This is a genomic window from Methylobacter svalbardensis, assembly GCF_037671525.1.
GTDB classification, from domain to species: domain Bacteria; phylum Pseudomonadota; class Gammaproteobacteria; order Methylococcales; family Methylomonadaceae; genus Methylobacter_A; species Methylobacter_A svalbardensis.
Genome location: NZ_JAWPOH010000038.1, coordinates 13140 through 36840 on the forward strand (window position 1 = coordinate 13140; position 23701 = coordinate 36840).

The following is a 23701-nucleotide window of genomic DNA, read 5'->3' on the forward strand; positions in this document are numbered from 1 at the left end:
GTAATTGCCGTAACACACCCGATCATGCGATGGGATGGTTTCCGTAAAGTAGACGATAGTAGCGGCAAAATACCTCAGTGGTCATGCTGATCCAGGCTGTGGATTTTGAATTGTATACGGCAGTGCAGCAGGGCCTTGGCCATGTGTTTTTCAACGGCGCTATCGGATATGCCGAGTTCCTTGGCGGTTTCGGCATAGGTCATGCCGTAAACTCTATTCAGGACAAATATCTCCCGGGTGCGCATAGGCAATTCGTCCAGTATCCGCGTGATGGCGGCTAACCTTTCATCGACGGATACGAGTGCCTCGGCGGAGGGGAATTCGCTGGGCGGGGGCAGGGTTTGTTCTTTGGTTTGTTGGTAATTTTCCGTTACTTTTCGATGCTTGATGTGATCGTAAGCGAGGTTTTTGGCGATTCTGAACAGAAAACCGCGAGGATGATCGATAGCTTGTTTTTGCACTTCGCGAAAAAAAATAATGAAGCTTTCTTGAACAAGGTCGGCGGCTATATCCGGGCAGTCGACAATCCGGGTCAAATGAAACTGCAATTCGGACTGGTGATTTAAGTAAATGGCTTCTACGTTCAAGTTCAAATCCCTCTTCGTTGTTGTTAAGAATATTTATCTTGCTGGTGCGCCGGTATGTTGAGTTCTGGCGGCGTTAGTGGTTTGCCTGGGCTGTTTGACGAAACGATAGCGGGTATCGGGATAGCTTAAACATACGTGCTTCCGTGGTTCTTGTTAGTCCGCGGCTATCGGCGGACAGGCAGCGGTTTGTAATATACCGGGCCTGCACGGCAGGTTGAGTTGCCGGAGAGTGTCGATATGTTGTTTTGAACCGGCTTAGGCCGTATTTGTCGTGCAGCCCTGATTATTATATAAGCAATTAGCGGGCCAACTTTTAAATCTATTTATTTCAATTGCTTAGTTTAAAAACAAGGGGGGTATTTGAAAAATAGGGCATATGACGCACTTATAATGCGTTAAATAACATAGCTGAAGTTTCCCAGAAATTGGAAAGGTGAATTGCCGTAACTACTGGGTTGTGGCTATTTTTGATAAGCTTTACGTTAGATGTAGCAAACCCTAACAAATATACCCCTACATGCCTGTGCATCCCCCCTAAAACTGGGAAACTTCAGTAACATAGTTTTTTAGAAGCGCGATGCGGGCGTCGCACGGCTGCGGTTTTTTAGGATTTGATCGGGCATGTCGGGTTAGCGGGTGTGCAACGGCATTTTTTTAGCAGGGCGGATGAGGTTAAAAAGCGCCTAAAGCGTCCTATTATTAGGCCTGCTTTGGCTTTGAGGTCTGATATGCGGCATAGGGTTTGTTCTAACGCATTGAATGTTTATACGCGAGCTTAAAGGAAAATAGTTTATGTTGGTTTTTTTATGCCGCTCCTCCTGGCTGACGATAGTTAGCGTACTGCTTGCCGGCATCATCAGCGGATTAAGCAGTGCGGCCTTGGTGGCGCTGATTAATTCGACGCTGTCGAATACCTTGGATGCCAAACTTTTGCCGTGGCTGTTTGCCGGATTGTCTGTTGCGGTATTGTTCAGCGGTTTTTTGTCGCATTATCTGCTCAACCGGCTCAGCGCCAAGATTGTTTGCGATCTGCGCATCCACATCAGCCGCTTGATTCTTGCCGCGCCTTATCCTTTTCTGCAAAAACTCGGCAAGTCGGCGTTATTGGCTAATCTGACCGAGGACATATCGGCGATTGCCAATGCCAGTCAATTGTTGCCGGTAGTGTGCATTAATTTTGCGATCGTGACCGGCTGTATGGCTTATCTGAGCTGGTTGTCATGGCAGTTAGCGCTGGTTTTGGGCGGGGTGATTGCATTCGGGGTCTTGAGTTTTAATTTATTCAGCCGGTTGCCCAAAAAAAACGTACTCAGGGCGCGGGAAGAATACGATGTACTCAGCAGCGGTTTTCGAGCTTTGACGGAAGGCATCCGTGAGTTGAAGTTGCACCGGCAGCGCAGCGACGCGTTTATGGCGCAGTCTCTGGCGGCCAGCGCCGAAGCCTATCGTCGACATTCTTTTCGTGGGGACGTGGCTTATTTGCTGGTCAATCAGTGGGCGCTGTTATTGTATTACCTGGTCATAGGCGCGATCCTTTATGTTTTTCCGGTGTGGCAGGCTATCGATCGGGAGGTGATCGGCGGCTATGCGCTGGTGTTTTTGTTCATGATGTCGCCGCTGAGCATACTCACCACCGGCTTGCCGGTTTTTGGCCGCGCCAAGGTGTCGTTACAAAAAGTCCGGCAACTCGGCGACCAGCTCAAAAAGCAGGCGGTTCCGGCCGATGCGCCTGATAAACGCGAGGTTTGCGCAACGTTTTCAGGGCTGTCGCTACAAGGTGTGACGCACAGTTTTCATCGGGAAAAGGAAAACCGCAACTTCACCCTGGGGCCTGTCGATCTGGACTTTAAACCTGGGGAGCTGGTGTTTTTAATCGGCGGCAACGGCAGCGGCAAGACGACGCTGGCCATGCTGCTGATCGGACTCTACACGCCGGAGCAGGGGGTTATTCGCTGGAACAGTGCAGCGGTTGATGATTGTCATAAGGATGATTATCTGCAAAACTTTTCGGTGATTTTCTCGGATTTTTATTTGTTTGACGAGCTGTATGGGGTCGATGACGAGAAAAATCACGCCCTCATCGCCGATTATTTGCAGCGTCTGCATTTACATCATAAAGTGCGGGTTGATAATGGTCGGTTTTCCTCGGTGGATTTGTCGCAAGGCCAGCGCAAACGCTTGGCGCTGTTGGTCGCTTACCTGGAAGACCGGCCTTTTTATGTTTTCGATGAGTGGGCGGCAGATCAGGATCCTGAATTCAAGCATTTATTTTATACGGAGCTGCTGCCGGCCCTGAAAGCCCGAGGCAAAACAGTATTGGTCATCAGTCATGACGACCGCTATTTTTATGTGGCGGACCGCTGCATCAAGCTGGAAGAAGGTCAGATTGTCGCGATGGAAAAAGCCGGCAGCGGCAGGCAAACAGACAATGCCATCATGGCATAGTTATCCAGATAAGCTTTGTCCTGCATACGTAGGGCGTCCCGTCCCGCTCAAAGTAACTGAACTACCTGAAAGCAATAGTCGAACGGATTGTGCTATAAAGCTTTTTTGTGTCTTTCGTGCTTTTCGTGGACAGTACGTAACATCAGTTACTTAACAAAAGCTGCAATTGAATTAATAATTTCACAATAGTGGATGGCAATGGCGAATATTCGAAAAATTGTTTTTTTTTGCGGCTTGACGCTGGCGAGTGTAGCCGCGATAGCCATAGGCGGCGGTTTTTGGCTTTTGCATGACTCCATGCCGCAACTTGACGGCACGGTGAAGCTGGACCGGCTGACGGCGGAGGTCCGCGTACAAACCGATGCGCACGGCATGCCGGTCATCGACGCGGCGAACCGTGCCGATGCGGTTCGAGCCTTGGGCTATGTTACCGCGCGCGACCGTTTGTTTCAGATGGAGCTGATGCGGCGTAAAAGCGCCGGGCGCCTGGCGGAAATTTTTGGCGACATGGCGCTGGACAGCGACATCAAGGCCCGAACCTACGGTTTCCATCGGGAGGCAAAAGCGATACTGGCAAAGCTGCCGCCGGACCACCGGCAATATCTGCAAAGCTATGCCGACGGCGTCAACAGCTATATGACAGACTCCGGCAAACTGCCTTTCGAGTTTACCGTATTGGGCTATCAACCGGAGCCTTGGACTCCCGAGGACAGTCTGCTGGTGGTATTGGGCATGTGCGAGAACTTGACGGCCTGGGAGGAGCGCGGCGAACGCATGCTGAGCGTGATGGAAAAAACCTTGCCGGAAGCTGTGATGCGGTTTTTAACGCCGGATACCGATTTTTACACCGAACGTCTGCAAAAACAGGCCGAATCGTTGCGCCCGGCGCAGGCGATTCCTGTCGAGGCCTTGGCATCCGCACTGGCCCATCAGCCAGCGGATAAGACTGCTCCTGGTCAACTGGCGCAGCTGGTTCAGCAGTCCGATTTTATGGCCGGCTCCAATGCCTGGGCGGTCAGCGGCAAGAAGACCTGGGACGGGCGGGCCATTTTGGCTAACGATATGCATTTGGGCATATCGGTGCCCAATATCTGGTACCGCATCGAGCTGAATTACGGCGATACCCATGCCGCAGGTTTGACCTTGCCCGGCACGCCTTTGTTGATTGTCGGCAGCAACCGCCATATTGCCTGGGGAGCAACCAATCTGTCCGGCGATTTCCTGGATCTGGTGCGGCTCGACATCAATCCCGCTGATCCCGATCAATACCGGGTAGGTGAGCAATGGCGGCGCTTCGACGAATACCCTGAAACCATAATCGTCAAAGGCAGTGCAGCCAAGCAGATCGTGGTCAAGCAGACGCTCTGGGGGCCGGTCGCCAACCAGCCGTTGCTGGATCAGCCGGTGGCGATTCATTGGGTGGCGCTGGATGCCGATGCGTTCAACTTCAATTTGTTTGATTTGGAACAAGGCGAAACCCTGGAGCAGGCGGTAAAAATCGTCAACAGCAGCGGCGGTCCGCAGTTGAATATGTTGTTGGCCGACGACCAAGGCCATATCGCCTGGACGTTGATGGGCAAAATCCCCAAGCGCTTCGGCAATGACGGCTTGGTCAGCCGTTCCTGGGCGGACGGCAGTGTGGGCTGGAACGGCTATGTCGAGCCCGGGGATTTGCCGCGCGTCATCGACCCGCCCGAGGGTATTCTGGCGTCGGCCAACGATCGCCGTCTGGGTAAAAATTATCCGTATGTGATCGGCCACCAGTTCGGCAACGGTTATCGCGCCTACAGGATTACCCAAAAACTGACGCCTTTGCCCAAGATCGGCGAACAGGCGATGTTCAATCTGCAACTGGATACCGAAAGCGAGTTCTATGTCTACTATCAGCAGTTGGCCTTAACTATTTTGACCAAGGAAGCGGTTGCGCGGCAGCCGGAGTTGGCCGAGGCGCGCGATTATCTGCTGGCCTGGGACGGCCGGGCCGATGTCGATAGTCTGGGATTTGCGTTGCTGGTCGAGTTCCGCAAGCAATTGGTCGAGGCGGTATTTACGCCGCTTTTGTCGGCCAGCCGGGATGCCGATAAAAACTTCAGCTATTCGTGGAGTTATATCGATACGCCGTTGCAAGCCCTGCTGAACGAAAAGCCGCCGCACGCACTGCCCGATGCGGCGCATTATCGCAACTGGGACGACTTTATTCTGGGGCAATTGAAACACGGCTTGCAGCAGGTGCAAGCCCAGCATCCGGGGGTGGCATTAATGGAACTGAACTGGGGCAGGCTAAACAAGGTCAAGCAAGCGCATCCGTTTTCCAAGGCCTTGCCGATACTGAGCGATTTGCTGGATATGCCGGGCGAAGCCTTGCCGGGTTGCGCTTTTTGCGTTCGCGCGGCGGGGCCGGGTTTCGGAGCCAGCGAACGGCTGGTGGTCTCGCCGGGTCATTTTGAAGACGCCATTCTGCATATGCCCGGCGGCCAATCGGGTCAGCCCTTGTCGCCTTATTACCGGGACCAGCAGGATTATTGGCTCAAGGGCTTGCCGATGGCATTGACGGCGGGAAAATCTGAACACACGCTATTGCTACAGCCGCATATCAAGTAAAAAACAAGCGGATATAATAAATTTTTTAGGTAGAATGAATATTATGAAACGCTACTATTCAGCCATTTCTATGGCTTTTGGTAGAATCGGTTCGCCGGTTGCGTTTATCTACGGCGAGCTTTCTATGCAGAAACTGAGTAGTTACTTATGAAACAGAAAAACGAGGCGAACAGTGTGGAATCCGAACTGAATAACGACATTGACGAACAAGCGGTGGCCTGGTTTACACGGTTACGGGCCGACAATGTCACCGGTGAAGAAAAAGCGTCATTTTTTCGATGGTTGAATCAGGCTGATGCGCATCGCGACACCTTTAATGAAATCAGCAAGCTGTGGGGTGATGCCGACCTGCTGCAAGCACTGACAGACGCCGCCCAAAAACACCGAATAGTACCCCACAAAAAAATCATCCTTGCTCGTGTCAAGTTGCCGTTGGCGATGGCCGCCTGTCTGGCCTTAACCTTGCTGTTTAGCAACGAACTTGCGGTCTTGATGCAAGGCGATTATTCGACCGGGGTAGGTGAGCGCAAAACCGTCTATTTCGATGACGGTTCCACCGCCATGCTGAATACCGACAGTGCCATTGCGGTCAGCATGGATGGCCCGCAACGCCAGGTTGAACTGTTAAAAGGCGAGATTTACTTCGAAGTCAAACCCGACCCCAGCCGGCCGTTTATTGTCCAGGCCGATCATTCGACGACCCGCGTATTGGGAACCCGGTTTTTTGTGCATCAAAAAAGCGGCAGCGATGAAGTCAGGGTCGTGTCCGGCCGCGTTGAAGTGACAGATCGGCGTACCTTGAAGCAGCCGGTGATTTTGCATGATCGTGAAGCCGTATCGGCTGACGCCAGCGGGCTTGGCGAAACCCTGTTGTTGAATTCGACGCTGTCAACCTCCTGGGTGAACGGTTTTCTGGTGTTTGAAAATGCCCCGCTGGAAAGCGTTATTAGTCAGATCAGCCGCTATAGAACCGGTGTGGTGATTTACAAGGACAATACCCTGCGAGGACTCAAAATCAATGGCCGCATCAATTTGCGTGAGTCTGACGACATGCTGAAAGTTCTGGGGAAAAATCTGTCGGTAAAAATGACCTATCTGACCGACTGGCTGGTGATTGTCGGGTAATATGGGTTTTAAGTTGACCACTGGCCTGATGATTGGGCCTAATAAGCGCTTCAACATAAACGACTATTGGTTATTCAACATATGACTTCACCGGGCAAAAAACCACTCATTATCATCATCGGCATTGCGTTGATGGTTGCCGTTTATTTTTTCACCAAACAGCCGGAATTTGTTGACGTTGAAATCGTCACGCTTGAACAAGGCGAGGTGAGGGCGACGGTATCCAATACCCGCGTCGGTACGGTTAAAGCCTGCAGACGCGCCTATCTGGCGCCGGCAACAGGCGGGCAGGTTGCCGAATTGCATGTCAAGGAAGGCGACAGCGTCAAACAAAACCAATTGCTGCTGGAAGTCTGGAATAAGGACCTGAAAGCGCAGGTCAAGCTGCAGGAAGCTCAAATCAGGGCTAACCGGGCATCGGCCGAACAAACCTGCCAGCTGGGAGCCGGTGCCGAACGCGAGGCCGAGCGTTTGTCGCGTTTGCAAAAATTCGATCATATTGTTTCTGAAGAACAGGTCGATATTAAAGCGACCGGCGCGCGAGCCAAACGCGCCTCCTGCAACGCGGCGCTTGAGGCTATTGCCGTCAGTCAGGCCAACCGCGACGCGGTTCAGGCCGCTGTCGAACGCACCCTGGTGCTCGCGCCTTTCGACGGCACCGTGGCTGAAATCAATGCCGAGTTGGGGGAATTTATCACGCCATCGCCGCCGGGCATTCCGACCTTGCCCGCCATCGATTTGCTGGATGTCAGCTGTTTGTACGTGTCAGCGCCGATTGATGAAGTGGACGCGCCGCAGATCAAAACCGGCATGAGCGCCTGCGTGTCGCTGGATGCCTTCACCGATAAACGCTGTTCCGGCACGGTAAGCCGCATTGCGCCTTATGTGTTGGAAAAAGAAAAGCAGGCGCGCACCGTCGAGGTCGAGGTTAAGTTAACCGATCCCAAGGATCTTAAAGATCTGCTGCCCGGTTACAGCGCCGATATTGAAGTGTTACTGTCCAGTAAACCCCAGGCGCTCAGGGTGCCTGCCGAGGCGGTGCTGGAAAATAACCGGGTTTTGCTGATGCATGAAGACGGCTTGCTGGAAGAGCGCAGCTTTAAGCCGGGCCTGGTCAACTGGAACACCGTGGAAGTGCTGTCGGGCCTGAATGCCGGCGACAAGGTCGTGTTGTCGGTAGGCCGTGAGGGCGTGGTGGCAGGCGCGTATGCCCGCGTACAAAAATGATCCGGCTGGAACATATCCACCGCTATTTCCAGGTTGGCGAGCAGACCGTTCATGCCTTGAATGACATCAGCGTCACCATCGAAAAAGGCGAATATGTGTCGGTGATGGGGCCGTCGGGTTCGGGTAAATCGACTTTACTAAACGTGATAGCCCTGCTTGACCAGCCTAGTTCGGGTCGGTATCTCCTGAACGATCAGCCGGTAACCCAGCTTGACGATGACGAACTCGCCAAGATTCGCCGTGAAAACATCGGCTTTGTGTTCCAGTTTTTTCATGTGATTCCGCGTTTGTCGGCGGCTGAAAACATTGAAATACCGATGATACTGGCGGGCGTAGCGGTCAGGGAGCGCAAACAGCGTGTGATTGAGGCGCTGGCATCGGTCAGTCTGCAGGATCGGGCCCACCACCGGCCGGACCAGCTTTCCGGCGGACAGCTACAGCGCGTCGCGATTGCCAGGGCCATGATTATGCGCCCTGCGATTTTATTGGCGGACGAGCCGACCGGCAATCTCGACAGCAAATCCGGCAAGGAAATTATCGAGTTGCTGGAAGGGCTTAACCGGCAGGGCGTGACATTGGTGATTATTACCCATGACCAGAATGTGGGTGACCGGGCGCGCCGCAAAATCCGCATTGTCGATGGGCAGATAGGGTAATGAGCAATCAATAAAAAAATTACTGGGAGGACATAATTTTACACACTGTCCACGAAAAACACGAAAGGCACGAAAAATGGATGAGGAAATTTTGCATAGAGAAGAATGTATACCAGATACAAGGTGCTGTGTTTGACGTGTATCGGGAAATGGGTTGCGGCTTTCTTGAGGCTGTTTATCAAGAGTGCTTGGGAAAGGAGTTATTAAAACGCGGGATTTCCTTTGTCGCACACCAAGAGCTGAAGCTTTTTTATAAGGGTGAGGCGTTGCGACAAACTTATATTCCTGATTTTATTTGCCATGGATCTATTATTGTTGAAATTAAAGCACTTTCTGCCACAACGGGAGCGCATAAGGCGCAGGTACTGAATTACCTGAAAGCAACAGAAATGCGTCTGGGTTTGCTAGTCAATTTCGGTTGCTATCCAAAAGCAACAGTCGAACGGATTGTGCTATAAAGCTTTTTCGTGCCTTTCGTGTTTTTCGTGTTTTTCGTGGACAATGCTGAATTGGCTATAAAACATTTTTCTTATGGGTTACGAGCAAACAAACCATGTTCATCAAAGACACCCTAACCCAAGCCTTAGCCGCCATCAGCACCCAGCGCTTGCGCGCAGGGCTGATTATCCTGGCAATGAGCATCGGCGTCGCTTCGGTTTCGGTGTTGACCGCCTTGGGCGAAAGCGCCCGCCGTTATGTGGTGAACGAGTTTGAAGCCTTGGGCACGAACCTGGTTATCGTGCTGCCGGGGCGTACCGAAACTACCGGCGGACAGCCGCCGCTATTTGGCGAAACGCCAAGGGATCTGACACTGGAAGATGCCGAGGCCTTGTTACGTAGCCGTCATATTGCCGCCATCGCGCCGCTGACCATCGGTTCTGCGCCGGTTTCAGCGCTGGGTCTGGAGCGCGAAACCAATGTTCTGGGCTCGACCCACGCATTAAGACGGGTGCGCCGTTTGACCGTGGCGCAAGGCAGTTTTCTGCCGCAAACCGAGATCGATAAAGCCCTGTCGGTTTGCGTGATCGGCCAAACCATACGCAATGAACTGTTTGCCAAGCAACCGGCGCTGGGGCAATGGTTGCGTATCAATGACCGGCGTTTTCGGGTGATCGGCGTGCTGGCATCGGAAGGGCAATCGGTCGGCACCGATTTCGACGAAATCGTGATCATACCGGTGGCTTCGGCACAGGCCTTGTTCGATACCCATTCATTATTCCGGATTCTGGTCGAGGCCAAATCCAAGCCGGACATGTACAAGGCGGTCGATGAAATCCGCGACATCATCAAGGCTCGGCATGAAGGCGAGGACGACGTGACGCTGATTACCCAGGACAGCGTGGTCAGCACCTTCGATAAAATATTGACCGCGTTGACCCTGACCGTCTCCGGTATCGCCGGCATCAGCCTGGCGGTGGCCGGTGTATTGGTTATGAATGTGATGCTGGTCAGCGTCACGCAACGCACGTCCGAGATCGGTTTGCTGAAAGCATTAGGCGCGACCAAGCGGCAGCTGCTGTGGCTGTTTTTGTCCGAGGCCGCCATGTTGTCGCTGGCAGGCGCAGTGCTGGGCGTGATGCTGGGGTACTTAACACTTGGGGTTTTGCAGGCTTTCTACCCGGATTTTCCGATGCAACTACCGGGCTGGGCATTGCTCGCCGCCTTGGCGGTGTCGTTGTTTACGGGACTGTTGTTCGGTGTATTACCGGCCAGGAAAGCGGCCAATCTCGATCCTATTGCCGCGTTGGCGAAGCGATAACATGCGGGACTGTGAAGAATTATTTACCACAGAGGACACGAAGAACATGAAGGAGATAATTATGTTAATTCAATATGTTGAAAACTTCGTACTCTTCGTGATCTCCGTGTCCTTCGGGTTATTCGTTTAATTTCTACTGAAAATATAATTGCATGCACTACGCCGACCTGATCTCATTATCATACCGGACGGTTATCAGTCACAAACTGCGCTCGGCGCTGACCGCATTGGGGTTGATTATCGGCATCGCGGCGGTGGTCGTATTAACCTCGATAGGCCGCGGCATTCATACCTTTGTGCTGGCGGAATTCACCCAGTTCGGCACCAATCTGGTCAGCGTTCATCCCGGCAAAACCACCACCTTCGGCATGTCGGGCGCAACCATCAGCACGGTCAGGCCGCTGGTCATCACCGATGTCGTCAGCCTAAGCAAAGTGGAAAATATTATTGCCGCATCCCCGATGGTACAAGGCAATGCGCGTATTGAAGCAGGGGAAAAACAGCGGCGCACCAACGTGCTGGGGGTCGGTTCGGCGGTGCCGGAGATCTGGAAAATCAAGGTCGTCAGCGGACGATTTTTACCGGAAGAAGAAAGCAATCCGCGCGCCTTTGCAGTGTTGGGCAATAAATTGGCGGCCGAATTGTTCGGCACAGCCGGTCCTTTAGGCCAGCGCATCAGGATCGGCAGCGACCGTTATCGAGTCATCGGTGTGATGGAAAAAAAAGGCCAGACGCTCGGTTTTGATATGGACGACACCATCTACATCCCCGCCGCCAAAGCGCTGGAGTTGTTTAACAGGGAAAGCCTGATGGAAATCCATCTGCTCTATCAAAGCAATGCCGCGATTGCCGGTGTAGAAAATGCGATCAAACGACATTTGATTGCCCGGCACGGCAGGGAAGATTTCACCGTCGTTACCCAGAACCAGATGCTGAAAAGCATGGATTCCATCCTGAATATCCTGACGCTGGCGGTGGCGGCGTTGGGCAGTATTTCCTTGCTGGTAGGCTCTGTCGGCATATTGACCATCATGACCATCGCCGTTTCCGAACGCATTTCCGAAATCGGCTTGCTGCGGGCGGTAGGCGCAGAAAGGCGAACCATTTTCCAGCTGTTCCTGTGCGAGGCTTTGGCGCTAAGCGGTGCAGGCGGGCTGTGCGGCGTGCTGCTGGGGATAGCCCTAGTCAAGATACTTGAGGCAGCATTGCCCGCTTTGCCGGTGGAGTTGGCCTGGGTCTATATCATTGCGGCCTTTACGGTCTCGTTGTTGATCGGTATAGCCGCCGGAGTAGTTCCGGCTATGAAAGCCGCACGGTTGGAGCCGTTGGAGGCTTTGCGGGCCGAGTGATTTACGTAACATTTTTCATCTGAAGAAACAAAAAAACCTTTCGGCTAATAATGCGTTAAGATTGACTCAACTTAGCACATAGTATGATGTGCGCCGGAAGTATAGATAAGCATATCGGTAGGGAGTCGACTCTCAAACATGCTTTGGAGTTCGGTTTTTTTATGACATCACGCGGGGGCAGATAGCGTTTTAAGAAGCCATTCTGAACCTCTACATTTTATTGTACACCTGACAGATGCAACAATTGATTGATTTTTTTGGTATTAAAGACCTCCTGCCTCATGGGTATTGCCTGTCGTGGATCCCCGTATTACTTTGGCTGCATGTCATCTCAGATATACTGATTACGCTTGCCTATTACTCGATTCCTCTGATTCTCATTTATTTTATCCGGAAGCGTAAAAGCTTTCCCTATCCGTGGCTGGTTGCTATGTTTGCCGGATTTATTATTGCCTGCGGTACCACGCATTTACTGTCGGCTATCACGATATGGATACCTTTATATTGGCTGGACGGATTGTTTAAAGGTATTACGGCGATTCTTTCGGTCGCTACAGCCGCAATGACACTATGGATTACTCCGCGTGCTTTGTCTTTACCCAGTGCCGAACAACTGCAAGCCGAGATAGAGCAAAGAAAAGTAGCAGAAAATGCGTTGCGCGAAAGTGAAAATAAACTTGCCGTCATTCTTGATAGTGTCGAATCCCTTATTTATATCAAGGATAACAATCATCAATATCAGTATGCCAATCAACCGGTACGGCAACTGTTTGGCAAGGGGATGGAAGACATTATTGGCAAGGTAGACGATGATTTTTTTGATGCTGCTACCACGGCAAGATTGCGCGAAAATGATCGCCGAGTCATTGAATTGGGTGAACGAGTAGCAGTCGATGAGATGATTACTCTCAAAGACAGCACCATTACCGGCACCTACTTTTCCACTAAGCAACCACTGCGCCATGAAAACGGCAGTGTTTGCGGCTTGTGCGGCATTTCTACCGATATTAGCGAACTCAAGCGCCGGGAGCAGCAAGACAAAGAACATCTGAACGAACTCGCTCATGTGACTCGCCTTGGGTTGATGGGTGAAATGGCTTCAGGCATCGCTCATGAAGTCAACCAGCCCCTGGCTGCGATTACCAGCTATACGCAAGTCAGTTTAAACCTTGTCAACACTGAAGATCCTGATCTGGTAAAGCTCACCGAGATCTTATACAAAACTCAGCAACAGGCTTTGAGAGCGGGACGGATAATTCACCGGATGAGGGAGTTTGTCAAATCTCATGCAAAACATCGTTCAACCTCCGACGTTAATACCTTGATTCATGATGCTGTCGACCTGTGTATCGCTGAAGTTAAAAAAAGCGACATAAGGTTAACATTTGACCTGGAAAACAATCTGCCGTCTATCTATGTCGATCATATACAAATTGAACAGGTCATCATAAACTTGATTCGAAACAGCATTGACGCCTTACAAAACATATCCGCAAAACAGCAACGCCAATTAAGCATCCATAGCCAATTAACGCTCAATAATGAAATAGAGATCAGGGTAAAGGATAATGGACTTGGACTTGCTCAAGACGAGAAACAAAAAATATTGATGCCTTTTTATACCACTAAAAAAGACGGGATGGGAATGGGGCTATCTATCAGTCGTTCACTTATCGAAGCTCATGAAGGTATTTTGCGTTTTAATAGCGAATCTGGAAAAGGCACCACTTTTTATTTCACGCTACCCATAAGTAGCGACGCATAAGTTTTCTTTCTCTTGTTGTCAGTGGTGCGGTCGGGTCTGTGTCTGTGTCTGTGAATGAGCGATTAAAGTCATCCCTGTAATTGCTCTTCAATCGGCAATTAAAATGTGGTTTTTGGCAGGTAGCTAATTTTGATCTATAGCCTGTTTTATTTGCCTGATTGACGCACTGTTTAATTGCGCTGTTCTGTTGTGATCCAGACATAATGCACCTCTAAAACCAAGATAATCCGGCTGGTAGGGTATCAGTTCGGCTATATCGTCCAGTCTGAGCGAACCGGCCAGTCCGCAGAGCATTTTCCGGTCTTTTGCCAGTCGGACAAATTGCGCTATGTCGGCTTTTGCCATGACCTGAGTTAAGGAGCCGTTGGATTTGTTCATGGTGTCGAGCATTACCCCGTTGAATCCGGCATTTTTTATCGCCATGGATGGTGTGTATGCTGCAGGCCAGTCGGGAACTGGCGCAGCGATCGCCATGGAGGGTGTGTATGCCGAAAACCTGCCGGGAGCAGGCGCGGCGAGCGAGTCTATGACGGCAAAATCCGGTTGGGTATCGGCGAATAATACGGCTATTAGGTTTATCGTTTGCGGGAACGTAGCGAGTTTTTCTATAGTTCCCTGCCAGTCGCCGCCGGGAAAAAAACCGATTTTTATATAATCGACGCCGGTTTCGGCCATCTCTGTTACTGCCTGGTAAACAATCTCAGGCTGCATCGGCAGGTCGCCAACGGTTGCGCTGATGGGGCAGCGACCGTTAATTGCAACAACAATGTTTTTGACAATATCGGTTTTCAGCGCGCCCAAAGCACCCAAAGCCGGTTGTTTCAGGTCGATAATATCGACATTCGCGCTTAAAGCCAGCAAGGCTTCTTCTACGCTGTTAACGCTGGCAAGCATTCCGGTCATGAGCTGATCCCGGTTTTTGCCGAACCTGCTCCCGGCAGGTTTTCGGCATTCACACCCTCCCTGGCGATCGCCACGCCAGTTCCAGACTGGCTTGTGGCATATACACCCTCCTTGGCGATAAAGTTTTCAATAACCGTCATCAGCCAACTCCAGGCTTTCAGCTCCCTGTCTCCGGCTGTTTTTTCCAGGCCAATACGCAGATAGTCGATTTCGGCTTGTATTTTTTCCAGCGGAATCCTATCTAACCGGCTGATTAAAATCGCCGCTTCCAGTACCGAATATTGGGCGCGGTTAAAGCCTCTAAAGGGTGCATGATTAACGTTATGCACGGCCTTGCAGAATAGTTTGGGCCGGGTCTGGTCGTCTTCAACGCGAACCAGTTCGACTTCGGTATGGGCCAGCGCACAATCAAGCACTTGACCATCGATTTTTTCCGCCGGTTTTAACGGCCAGTCGCGCCGCCCGGTCAGGCATCCGGCAAACACCCGTACATCATCGCAATAGTTGATCACGGCGGTTTTGCTTGCCAACAGGTTATTGAGTGTTGTCGAGGGGCGAAACGGCAGGATGATGAAATCGTCTTGCGACCCAGAAGGTATGTGTATGCCCATCGGCGCAATATGCGCCAGACCGAAACTGTTTTGGGTGATGACTATGGTTTCTTGAATCATGGTAACTTCTTCATAAAATTAGGCGATGTCACCTTTAATGGCGAAAACGGCTGATTACTGGAGTGCAGGCTTTGCCTGCAAGCACAAGCAAAGCTTGCACTCCTCATTTTTTTCATGGTTTCCGTGGGCTACGTTGATTTCAAAGTGCTTCCGGCGGGTTTAAAGGTGTGCAGGTCAACGGTGGCTTCTGCGCTGTCGGTTGCGCAACCCCATTGTAACGCTTGATCCTGAGTATAACGTTTACCCAGTTGCCAGGCTATTTCAGCTCTGGCCAGTTCAACGCCCAGATAAAAAGCGTGGCCGCCGTCATTTTCGACATGCAGTTTGGGAAACAGGTCGAACGGATCGGTGGCGCTGTGCAAGCCGTCTCGGTTAAAAATATGCACGCCTTCGGCGCTGATTTGAACGCGGAAGCTGGGATCTTTGATTTGCCCGGCCAGTTCCTTGATTTCTTCCAGACTATAAGGAAAAGGTGAGGTTTCATGCAAAGCCATTAAGCCGGGATCGATATGCTTGGGCAGCATGCCATGTTCTTTTGCCGCAAACATGATGCGTCGGGCCAGATCGGCTTCCTTGACGGCCCGGCAGGCATGTTTGCTGACTTCGGTTGCCAAGATGCTGTTAATGTTGAGTTCCGAGCAGATGCCCAGCAGCAGGGCATTCATGCCCAGGGTATCGGCATGGGTCAGTTCGGTGATGTTGCCGACGCCCAGCATCATTTCAATATCGGGATGGTTTTTCCTGACTTCATGATAGCGAACGATGGATTGGGTGAAGCCAAAATGCAAGGGATCCAAAATCGGGTCGACGATAAAGGCTTTGTTTTTTGCCTGCATGATGTTGATGGCTCGATCCAGCGAGGCCAGGTCTTCATGTCTTTCAGGAATTAAAATCGGCGTCGCCGCCACTTCATCGGCGACCCACAACGTGCTTTCGTGCAGGCTGAGCATGTAATCGGCGCCCGCCTTGCCGCCCCTGAGCAAGTCGTCCGCCTCCAGCGAATCGATGCTGACGGTAAAACCTTCCTGTTTCAAGGTGCGGATGATGTCTTCCATGTGCGGAAAATCGGTGCTCGGCAGGCAACCTATGTCGATCACATCGGCGCCGTTTTGTCGGTAGTAGGTGGCGCGTTTAACGACTTCTTCAACACTGACATTCGGCGCATCGACGATTTCGGCAAAGATTTTGACGCTGTAGCGGCTTAAATCAAGTTTGTGCGCGGCTTGCCCGAAAAACATCGGCAAGTCTTTGAGCTCTTCCGGGCCACGCTCAATCGGCAAGCCTAAGTCTTTGGACAAGGCTTCCAGATCGCCGCGGCAGCGTCCGGGCACCAGTATCCGGTCAGCGCCGAAAGTGTCGGTCAGGCGTCGGCCTATCATGTCGGCGGTCATCAAGGCTGCAACCTTAAGGCCCAGTTGATGCACGGTGTAGGTGAATTTAGGCTGCATTTTTTGCAGGATATTATGCAGCTGTTTTTCCGCCAGTCTGCCGGTAAGAAAGAGGATGTGTTCGCTCATGTTAACGATTCAAGCCGTTCTTTAACTTTGATGATCAGTTCGTCCACACTGTCAGCGACTGTGGTGTATTCAAAACTGCGCAATTTGGCCGTGCCCTCCAGATCGATTTTTCGCGGATACACCATGACTTTTCCGCCCGGTGCGGTGGTTTCCATTTCCGGCGCTATGTCGCAAGGGTAGACAATGCTCGGAACCTTGCATTTTCCGGCCTGGGAATACAGATTGGTCACCAACGAGTCGGCAATGCCCAGCACGCATTTGGCAACCGTATTCGATGTAGTCGGAGCCATCACCAAGGTATGGTAATGACCCTTGTAAAAATGCCCGACCGGCGGTGCTGAAGCGGTTTTGTCGCGGTACACCGGCATTTTTTTGCGGATGTCATCGAGATTGATGCGGTACATGTGTAATACCTCTTCCCCGGCCTGGCTCAGATATAAATCAACATCGTCCAGGGTCATCAGGAAATTCAGGCATTCTTCTATATAATGACCGGAGCCGGTAACGGCCCAGGCTAATCGCGGTTTATCCATTAAATTCAGCATTCATGATTGACGAACGTATTGTCCACGAAAGACACGAAAAGCACGAAAAAACACATAGCAGAAGGGAATAGAGCTGTGGTTATTTTGAGCATATCATTTCGATCCGAGTAATTATGGTGTGTTCAAGTTCAGTTGATTACTAAAGCTACTTTAATAAAACAAGGTGTGATCGGAGTGCAAGCTTCGCTTGCCAGGGCAGGAAAAGCCCGCACTCCAGCGACAATGTTATTTACTATACCAATTCAAATTGAAACCGCTGTACCTGTAGAAAAGCTCTTTCGTGATTTTCGTGATTTTCGTGTCTTTCGTGGACAGTAGGTAATATCGGTTATTATACATGAATCGATACGCCGATTTCGCGCACAGGAGTTTTTAGGGAATGTTTAACCAAGTCAACAGCAGCGCCAGTTTCAGACTGGCTTGCGGCATACAGACCAAACCGCTGATTATGGGGATTTTAAATGTGACGCCGGATAGTTTTTCCGACGGCGGTAAATTTTCAGGTCTCAATGCGGCGTTGCAACAGGTTGAACTGATGTTGTCTGAAGGCGTGGATATTGTAGATATCGGCGGCGAGTCGACGCGTCCCGGTGCCGATCCGGTTGCGGCTGCGGAACAAATCCAGCGGGTGGTTCCGGTGATTGAAGCCATCAGACAACAGTTGGCTAGTCATATATTAATCAGCATCGATACGACCTCAAGTGAGGTCGCCAAAGCGGCGCTGGATGCCGGAGCCGATATGATCAACGATATTTCAGGGGGCAGGGCGGATGCAGCGATCTTGACGCTGGCCGCTCAAACCGGTGTGCCGATTATTTTGATGCACAGTCAGGGCGTCTCAAAAACCATGCAGGATAATCCGCATTATGAAAATGTCGTACAGGAGGTGCTTGAAGCCCTGAACGAAAGCATTAATGCGGCGTTAAAGGCAGGGATTAAAAAACAAGCGATTGTGATCGATCCGGGCATAGGTTTTGGTAAGCGCAAGCAGGATAATATCGATTTATTGGCGCATCTTGACAGCCTGGTAGCAACCGGTTTTCCGGTGCTGTTAGGCACAAGTCGCAAGCGTTTTATGGGGACGATTTGCGCTGTGACCGAACCTTCGGAGTTGGTTACCGCCACCGCAGTGACTACGGCTTTGGGGGTTATGGCGGGTGTGCAGCTGTTTCGGGTGCATGATGTTAAAGAAAACCGGCAGGCAGCCGATGTGGCCTGGGCGATTAAACAGAGCAGATAGGGTGGGCAGGTTTTTCTGCCCACCGTTTACAAATATTCCCTATTTATCAGGTTTCACTTATAGTCACTTTGACTGCTTAGGCCTGGATGAGGCTCTCCTACAGGGCGATAATCTCCCTCAGATAAATAGGTAAGAAGCATCGGCAGTAATACCATGATGGATAACACCAGCACCACGCCGGCGATGGCTAATAACAGTGTCTTAATGGAGCCTTTAACATTTTCTGTAGAATCGTCTGAGTCTGTTGATGACAGTGGTTGGTCGGTTTTATTGTCATGTTCGTCTTGGATTGGCATGATGATCTCCCTGCTGAATTGAAGGAAAAATGAAATGCTGCCTCATATTTGAAGCTGGCAACTGGCTATGCTAGTCTCATCATGAATTTACTGCAACCTCATTGCGATTATTGATGCCTTCATAAAACAATAAGTTAAAGCGTTATTTGGCAAAGCGCGCTATCGCTATACTGCGCTATGCAGCATTTTTAAACGGGACTCCAGGAGGCAAGTCATGAAAATTTTTACAATATTATTCTTATGCATATCATTCACCGCCCAGGCTAACGCAGAAACCCGCATAGCCATATTGGATTTCGAATTGCGTGATTTAACGTTAGCGCCGGGCATACCTGACGAGCTGCAAAGAACAGCGAGCATAAAACCCATGCTGGAAGCGGAGCTGGAAAGAGCCGGGTATAAAATCGTCGCGGTAGATGTAAAGTCGCAGCGGGAGGCCAATGGCGGAGTTGGCTATCTTTTTGATCATCACGATAGCGCCGCCGAACTGGCTAAAAATGCCGGTGCAGATTATGTACTGGTTGGAAGACTGCATAAACCCAGTTTCTTGTTCGCTTATATAATGGGCCATTTGGTCAGGACTAATGATGGTCAATTAATCGGCAATTACATTTCAGAGATAAAAGGCGGAGATAAAAAATTAACGCTAAAAGGTGTCGAAAGTCTTGCGGTTAAAATCGACGATGATCTGGATAAAATTTATAGGCCACCGCCTCCAAAGGCAATACACAAATAATGATTGGATGAAAATGGACAAGCTATTGAAGTACCGAGACGACAACTGGATAACAATATGGAAAAAAGACTTATGAATCAGCCAAAATGTGCCAGGACAAGCTCTTGTATCTGGATTTACCCAGGGACGGCTGATAATTTATGATTTTACGAGGAAATTTTGAACAACTGCCGTTAAAGGATTTTGCCGAAAAAGCCTACTTGGATTATTCCATGTATGTGATTTTGGATCGGGCCTTGCCGCATATTGCCGATGGCTTAAAGCCGGTGCAGCGCCGCATCGTTTATGCGATGTCCGAGCTGGGTTTGACATCGGTTGCCAAGTTTAAAAAGTCGGCCAGAACCGTCGGTGACGTGTTGGGTAAATATCATCCGCACGGTGATTCTGCCTGCTATGAAGCGATGGTGTTGATGGCGCAGAGTTTTTCCTACCGTTATCCGCTGGTTGACGGGCAGGGCAACTGGGGGTCGCCGGACGATCCCAAATCCTTTGCCGCGATGCGCTACACCGAATCGCGCCTGACCGCTTATGCGCACACCTTGTTAAGCGAATTGGGGCAGGGCACGGTGGACTGGTCGGATAATTTCGATGCGACGCTGAAAGAGCCGGTGCTGTTGCCTGCGCGGCTGCCGAATATTTTGCTGAACGGCACCATGGGCATCGCGGTCGGCATGGCGACCGACATACCGCCGCATAACCTGCGCGAAGTCGCCAATGCCTGTATCCAGTTATTGGATGATCCGAACAGTACGCTGGAAACCTTGTTTACCCATATTAAAGGCCCCGATTATCCGACTGATGCGGAAATTATCACTTCGGCCGAGGATATACAGAAAATGTATATCAGCGGCGGCGGCTCGATAAAAATGCGCGCCAAATATGAGCAGGAAGACGGCAATATCGTGATTACCGCGTTGCCGCACCAGGTTTCCGGCGCCAAATTGATGGAGCAGATCGCCGCGCAAATGTTGGCGAAAAGGCTGCCGATGATTGAGGATTTGCGCGATGAATCGGATCATGAAAACCCGACCCGCTTACTGGTCATTCCCCGTTCAAAACGCATCGATGCGGATGAAGTGATGTCGCATCTGTTTGCGACCACCGATCTGGAAAAAAGCTATCGCGTCAACATGAACATGATCGGCCTGGATGGACGGCCCAAGGTTAAAGGGCTTAGAGGCATACTGGTTGAATGGTTGGCGTTTCGTACCGAGACCGTGCGCAAACGCCTGCAATACCGGTTGGATAAGGTGCTGGCGCGCCTGCATATTTTGGATGGCTTGCTGATTGCCTATCTGAATATTGATGAAGTTATCGCGATTATTCGCAGTGAAGACCGTCCCAAACCGGTGCTGATGGAGCGTTTCGGCATCAGCGATATTCAGGCCGAAGCGATACTGGAATTAAAGTTGCGGCATCTGGCCAAGCTCGAAGAGATGAAGATTCGCGGCGAGCAGGATGAACTGGAAAAGGAACGCGCCGCGCTGGAAAAAACTCTGGGTTCGCAACGCTTGCTGAATCGCCTGATCAGAAAAGAACTCGAGCGTGATGCCGAGAAATACGGCGACGATCGGCGCTCGCCGATTGTTGCCAGGGATGCGGCGCAGGCGCTGGAAACCACTGCGTTAATAAGCAATGAACCGTTGACCGTCATCCTGTCGGAAAAAGGCTGGATCAGGGCGGCAAGAGGTCATGATATCGATGTTGCCAGTTTAAATTATCGTTCCGGCGACAGTTTTCTGGATGCAGTCAAATGCCGGACGACACAGCCGGTTTACATCCTCGATTCCACCGGTCGGGCTTACAGTACCGCCTCGCATGATCTGCCGTCGGCCAGGACTCAGGGCGAACCGTTGACCGGACGACTGAATCCGCCGCCGGGTTCGTTATTTCTGCATCTGCTGGCAGGCGGACCCGATGACTGGTATGTGCTTGCCAGCCATTTCGGCTATGGCTTCAGGGTTCAGCTAAAAGAATTGTTGAGCAAAAATAAGGCCGGAAAGCAGCTGATTACGCTGCCGGAAGGTGCCAAGGTATTAAAACCTGCACGGATATGTAGTGAAGCGGATTCGCTTGCGGTGGTAACTTTACAAGGCCGTTTGCTGATTTTTCCGGTGGCCGAGTTGCCCGCTTTGGCGAAAGGCAAAGGTAATAGGCTGATTCAAATCCCGACAACCGATCTGAATGCCGGCAAAGATTACGTGGTCGCGGCGGTGGCGCTACCTGAAAACGGGCAGTTAAAAATCATGGCCGGTAAAAGGCAGTTAACGCTTAAAGGCGCCGACATTGATCATTATTCCGGCAGTCGCGCCAAAAGAGGCTTGTCTTTACCCAGAGGTTTTCAGCGGGTTGATGGCTTGGAGTGCGAGTGATAGTGGTACTTATTTTTTATCAGATGTTTTCAGTCTGACGATAAGGCGCCGATAATCGTCCTCAGTTAACGCATCGTTGAGTATAAGCAGGGATTGCTTATGGGCGTTTTTGTTGAAATGTAAAAATATTGCGAATACGGTGGTTACGGTTGAATTCAGGATTTGGATCGATTCAAAGTCATTGCCGTCGGATATTTCCCAACCAAATTCTTCGGTATGTTTGATGATGTAGGGCTTGCTGGTTAAGCGTTTAATGCTAAACCAAAGATGCAGGCAGATCCCGGTCGACAAAGCCAATTTGACCTCAATCGGTAACGCATTGGAAATGCTTGAACCCAAGGCCAGTACATGCATCACAATCAGCAGCCGCTTTAATCGTTTGGAGGATTTAAGCTCCACCAACAGCGAGGGTTCGTGTTTTTTTGCCAAGTTGAATTTATTTTATTTTGCTTTCGATTGATGACGGACGGATTCAATTCCGAAGTGCAATCCCGGTAATCATGCGGCTTCTTTCTCTGGTTCAGCAAAAAAGACCTCATGCGGTGTTTTAAAATTGAGTGTTTTTCGAAGGCGGTGATTAAGCTTATGCATGACAGCCTCAACCGTGTCATCAATTATAGTCTCAAAACGACTCGCTAGAAAGTGTCCGGTTTTAGTTGACCATTACAAATCCGAGAGGATCAATACTGAAAATGCTGGTAATGAAAATGGTCACACAGATTTCTTGTCTTGGTTCGAACAGCGATATAATCAGCACACTTTAAACCACATTATTTTATTTATCGATGAATCCTGACTGGAAAAACTTTCTGCTTGCTGAAAAGGCAATATTCAATAACGACATCGATATTGTTTTTCCATCGTCGGAACATGAAGGCGATAAGCATATTTATCCGATTGCACATTTTGGCGTTTTGACGATTGCCGGAGCTGATGCGGCAAAACTTTTACAGGGACAAATTACCTGCAATATTAACGACATTACCGATATAAAAAGCAGTCTGGGTGCAATATGTAACCCCAAGGGCAGGGCGATTACGACTTTTTTACTGGTTAAAAACGCTGATGATTTTTTGATGATTTTGCCCCAGGAATTGCTGACATCGGTCAAAAAAAGATTGCAAATGTATGTGTTAAGAGCTGATGTTAGCTTAACGGACAGCTCGGATGAATGGTGTTTAATCGGTTTATCTGATGGTGCAGCACATCCCGCCGGAGCTGTTGATTTTACAACAAGCCGGCAGGAAAATATCATGGTCAATCTACAGAACCGCAGCCTGATTATTGCTCTGGCCGATCATGCCCAGACGCTCTGGTTTGAACAGGTTGAGCTGGGTTTTCAGCCTGAAGATTCGGCGCAATGGCGCTATCTCGATATAATTTCAGGCATTCCCTGGCTTACCGTTGCAACATCGGAAGAATTTATTCCGCAAATGCTTAATCTGGTTAAGCTGGGCGGCATCAGTTTCAACAAGGGCTGTTATACCGGTCAGGAAATTGTTGCCCGGACGCATTATCTGGGCAAGGCAAAAAGGGAAATGTTTCTGGCCGAATGCGAAGCTTTGGTGCCTCCCGAACCTAATTCAATCATCATTGACGACAGCGCAGATACAGAACAAGGTATAGGTAAAGTGCTGTATGCGCAAAACAGGCGTAATAGTTGCAAGATGCTGATTGTGATGCACGTTTCGGACACAAATGCTTATAGTCTTAGGCTGAAAAATTATAATCAGGATAAAATTACCTTATTGACGGTATAATTTTAGTGCTTATTATTTAAGGCTATGTCATCGTTAAATATTGAAAATTCCCCAGAGCAGCATTGAGTAGGGTTTCCGGCGTGAGTTGGCAGTGTTGTTCAAAAGCCCGTCGCCAGCCCAGGTAGTTTGGCAAGTATTTGGTAGCTA

At 50.4% G+C, this 23701-nt stretch carries 20 protein-coding genes and 1 pseudogene; 13 read left to right on the forward strand and 8 right to left on the reverse strand.

The genetic code is table 11. The annotated features are described in order from the left end of the window. Positions 1 to 74: 74 nt before the first annotated feature. The gene (locus RW114_RS13860) at positions 75 to 587 is read right to left on the reverse strand and encodes an RNA polymerase sigma factor (protein WP_340123347.1); all 513 of its coding nucleotides are present in this window, start codon (positions 585 to 587) and stop codon (positions 75 to 77) included. A 792-nt stretch (positions 588 to 1379) separates the two neighbouring features. Between RW114_RS13860 and RW114_RS13865 the strand changes: the two genes are divergently transcribed. The 9 genes from RW114_RS13865 to RW114_RS13905 all read left to right on the forward strand — a co-directional run bounded on the left by RW114_RS13865 (position 1380) and on the right by RW114_RS13905 (position 13514). Further along, positions 1380 to 3032 (forward strand): cyclic peptide export ABC transporter, encoded by a 1653-nt coding sequence (locus tag RW114_RS13865; protein WP_340123348.1) that lies wholly within the window; start codon positions 1380 to 1382, stop codon positions 3030 to 3032. Between the two features lie 198 nt (positions 3033 to 3230). Further along, positions 3231 to 5633, forward strand: a complete 2403-nt coding sequence (locus RW114_RS13870) for a penicillin acylase family protein (protein WP_340123349.1) — start codon at positions 3231 to 3233, stop codon at positions 5631 to 5633. Positions 5634 to 5780: 147 nt separating this feature from the next. Next, positions 5781 to 6758: a FecR family protein gene (locus RW114_RS13875; protein WP_340123350.1), complete on the forward strand. Its 978-nt coding sequence runs from the start codon at positions 5781 to 5783 to the stop codon at positions 6756 to 6758. A gap of 81 nt (positions 6759 to 6839) precedes the next feature. Then, complete coding sequence (locus RW114_RS13880; protein WP_340123351.1) at positions 6840 to 7985, forward strand: efflux RND transporter periplasmic adaptor subunit; 1146 nt, start codon at positions 6840 to 6842, stop codon at positions 7983 to 7985. Beyond that, positions 7982 to 8641 (forward strand): ABC transporter ATP-binding protein, encoded by a 660-nt coding sequence (locus RW114_RS13885; protein ID WP_340123352.1) that lies wholly within the window; start codon positions 7982 to 7984, stop codon positions 8639 to 8641. Before RW114_RS13880 ends, RW114_RS13885 begins: the two co-directional genes overlap by 4 nt. 80 nt (positions 8642 to 8721) lie before the next feature. Continuing rightward, positions 8722 to 9099 (forward strand): GxxExxY protein, encoded by a 378-nt coding sequence (locus RW114_RS13890; RefSeq protein WP_340123353.1) that lies wholly within the window; start codon positions 8722 to 8724, stop codon positions 9097 to 9099. A gap of 95 nt (positions 9100 to 9194) precedes the next feature. Continuing rightward, positions 9195 to 10400 carry an ABC transporter permease gene (locus RW114_RS13895; RefSeq protein ID WP_340123354.1) on the forward strand — a complete coding sequence of 402 codons (1206 nt, stop codon included), beginning with the start codon at positions 9195 to 9197 and terminating at the stop codon, positions 10398 to 10400. A gap of 152 nt (positions 10401 to 10552) precedes the next feature. Continuing rightward, positions 10553 to 11749 (forward strand): ABC transporter permease, encoded by a 1197-nt coding sequence (locus tag RW114_RS13900; protein WP_340123355.1) that lies wholly within the window; start codon positions 10553 to 10555, stop codon positions 11747 to 11749. A gap of 235 nt (positions 11750 to 11984) precedes the next feature. Continuing rightward, complete coding sequence (locus RW114_RS13905) at positions 11985 to 13514, forward strand: sensor histidine kinase (protein WP_340123356.1); 1530 nt, start codon at positions 11985 to 11987, stop codon at positions 13512 to 13514. 123 nt (positions 13515 to 13637) lie between these two features. Here RW114_RS13905 and RW114_RS13910 read toward each other — a convergent pair whose 3' ends face one another. From RW114_RS13910 to RW114_RS13925, 4 genes are all read right to left on the reverse strand, one after another. Continuing rightward, positions 13638 to 14417 (reverse strand): (5-formylfuran-3-yl)methyl phosphate synthase, encoded by a 780-nt coding sequence (locus RW114_RS13910; protein ID WP_340123357.1) that lies wholly within the window; start codon positions 14415 to 14417, stop codon positions 13638 to 13640. Then, entirely contained in the window at positions 14414 to 15088 is a 675-nt protein-coding gene (locus tag RW114_RS13915) for a DUF447 domain-containing protein (protein ID WP_422614818.1), read from the reverse strand. Before RW114_RS13915 ends, RW114_RS13910 begins: the two co-directional genes overlap by 4 nt. 128 nt (positions 15089 to 15216) lie before the next feature. Then, on the reverse strand, positions 15217 to 16605 hold the full coding sequence (locus RW114_RS13920) for a DUF6513 domain-containing protein (RefSeq protein WP_340123358.1): 1389 nt from the start codon (positions 16603 to 16605) through the stop codon (positions 15217 to 15219). Continuing rightward, positions 16602 to 17138 (reverse strand): flavoprotein, encoded by a 537-nt coding sequence (locus RW114_RS13925; protein WP_340123359.1) that lies wholly within the window; start codon positions 17136 to 17138, stop codon positions 16602 to 16604. The genes RW114_RS13920 and RW114_RS13925 overlap by 4 nt, the downstream gene beginning before the upstream one ends. Before the next feature lie 391 nt (positions 17139 to 17529). Between RW114_RS13925 and folP the strand changes: the two genes are divergently transcribed. Further along, entirely contained in the window at positions 17530 to 18390 is an 861-nt protein-coding gene (gene folP, locus RW114_RS13930; RefSeq protein ID WP_340123360.1) for a dihydropteroate synthase, read from the forward strand. A 53-nt stretch (positions 18391 to 18443) separates the two neighbouring features. On the opposite strand, the gene RW114_RS13935 is transcribed toward folP, so the two are convergent. Then, positions 18444 to 18686 carry a hypothetical protein gene (locus tag RW114_RS13935; RefSeq protein WP_340123361.1) on the reverse strand — a complete coding sequence of 81 codons (243 nt, stop codon included), beginning with the start codon at positions 18684 to 18686 and terminating at the stop codon, positions 18444 to 18446. A gap of 214 nt (positions 18687 to 18900) precedes the next feature. Between RW114_RS13935 and RW114_RS13940 the strand changes: the two genes are divergently transcribed. Beyond that, complete coding sequence (locus RW114_RS13940; RefSeq protein WP_340123362.1) at positions 18901 to 19422, forward strand: DUF2380 domain-containing protein; 522 nt, start codon at positions 18901 to 18903, stop codon at positions 19420 to 19422. 140 nt (positions 19423 to 19562) lie between these two features. Beyond that, entirely contained in the window at positions 19563 to 21794 is a 2232-nt protein-coding gene (parC, locus tag RW114_RS13945; protein ID WP_340123363.1) for a DNA topoisomerase IV subunit A, read from the forward strand. Between the two features lie 9 nt (positions 21795 to 21803). Here parC and RW114_RS13950 read toward each other — a convergent pair whose 3' ends face one another. Continuing rightward, a complete protein-coding gene (locus tag RW114_RS13950) occupies positions 21804 to 22223 on the reverse strand; it encodes a protein YgfX (protein WP_340123364.1) in 420 nt (139 codons plus the stop codon). A 356-nt stretch (positions 22224 to 22579) separates the two neighbouring features. Here RW114_RS13950 and ygfZ point away from each other — a divergent pair, with 356 nt between their 5' ends. Then, positions 22580 to 23554 carry a CAF17-like 4Fe-4S cluster assembly/insertion protein YgfZ gene (gene ygfZ, locus RW114_RS13955; protein WP_340123365.1) on the forward strand — a complete coding sequence of 325 codons (975 nt, stop codon included), beginning with the start codon at positions 22580 to 22582 and terminating at the stop codon, positions 23552 to 23554. Between the two features lie 22 nt (positions 23555 to 23576). On the opposite strand, the pseudogene RW114_RS13960 reads toward ygfZ, so the two are convergent. Continuing rightward, positions 23577 to 23701: pseudogene (locus tag RW114_RS13960) on the reverse strand (IS1595 family transposase); the annotation flags it as partial.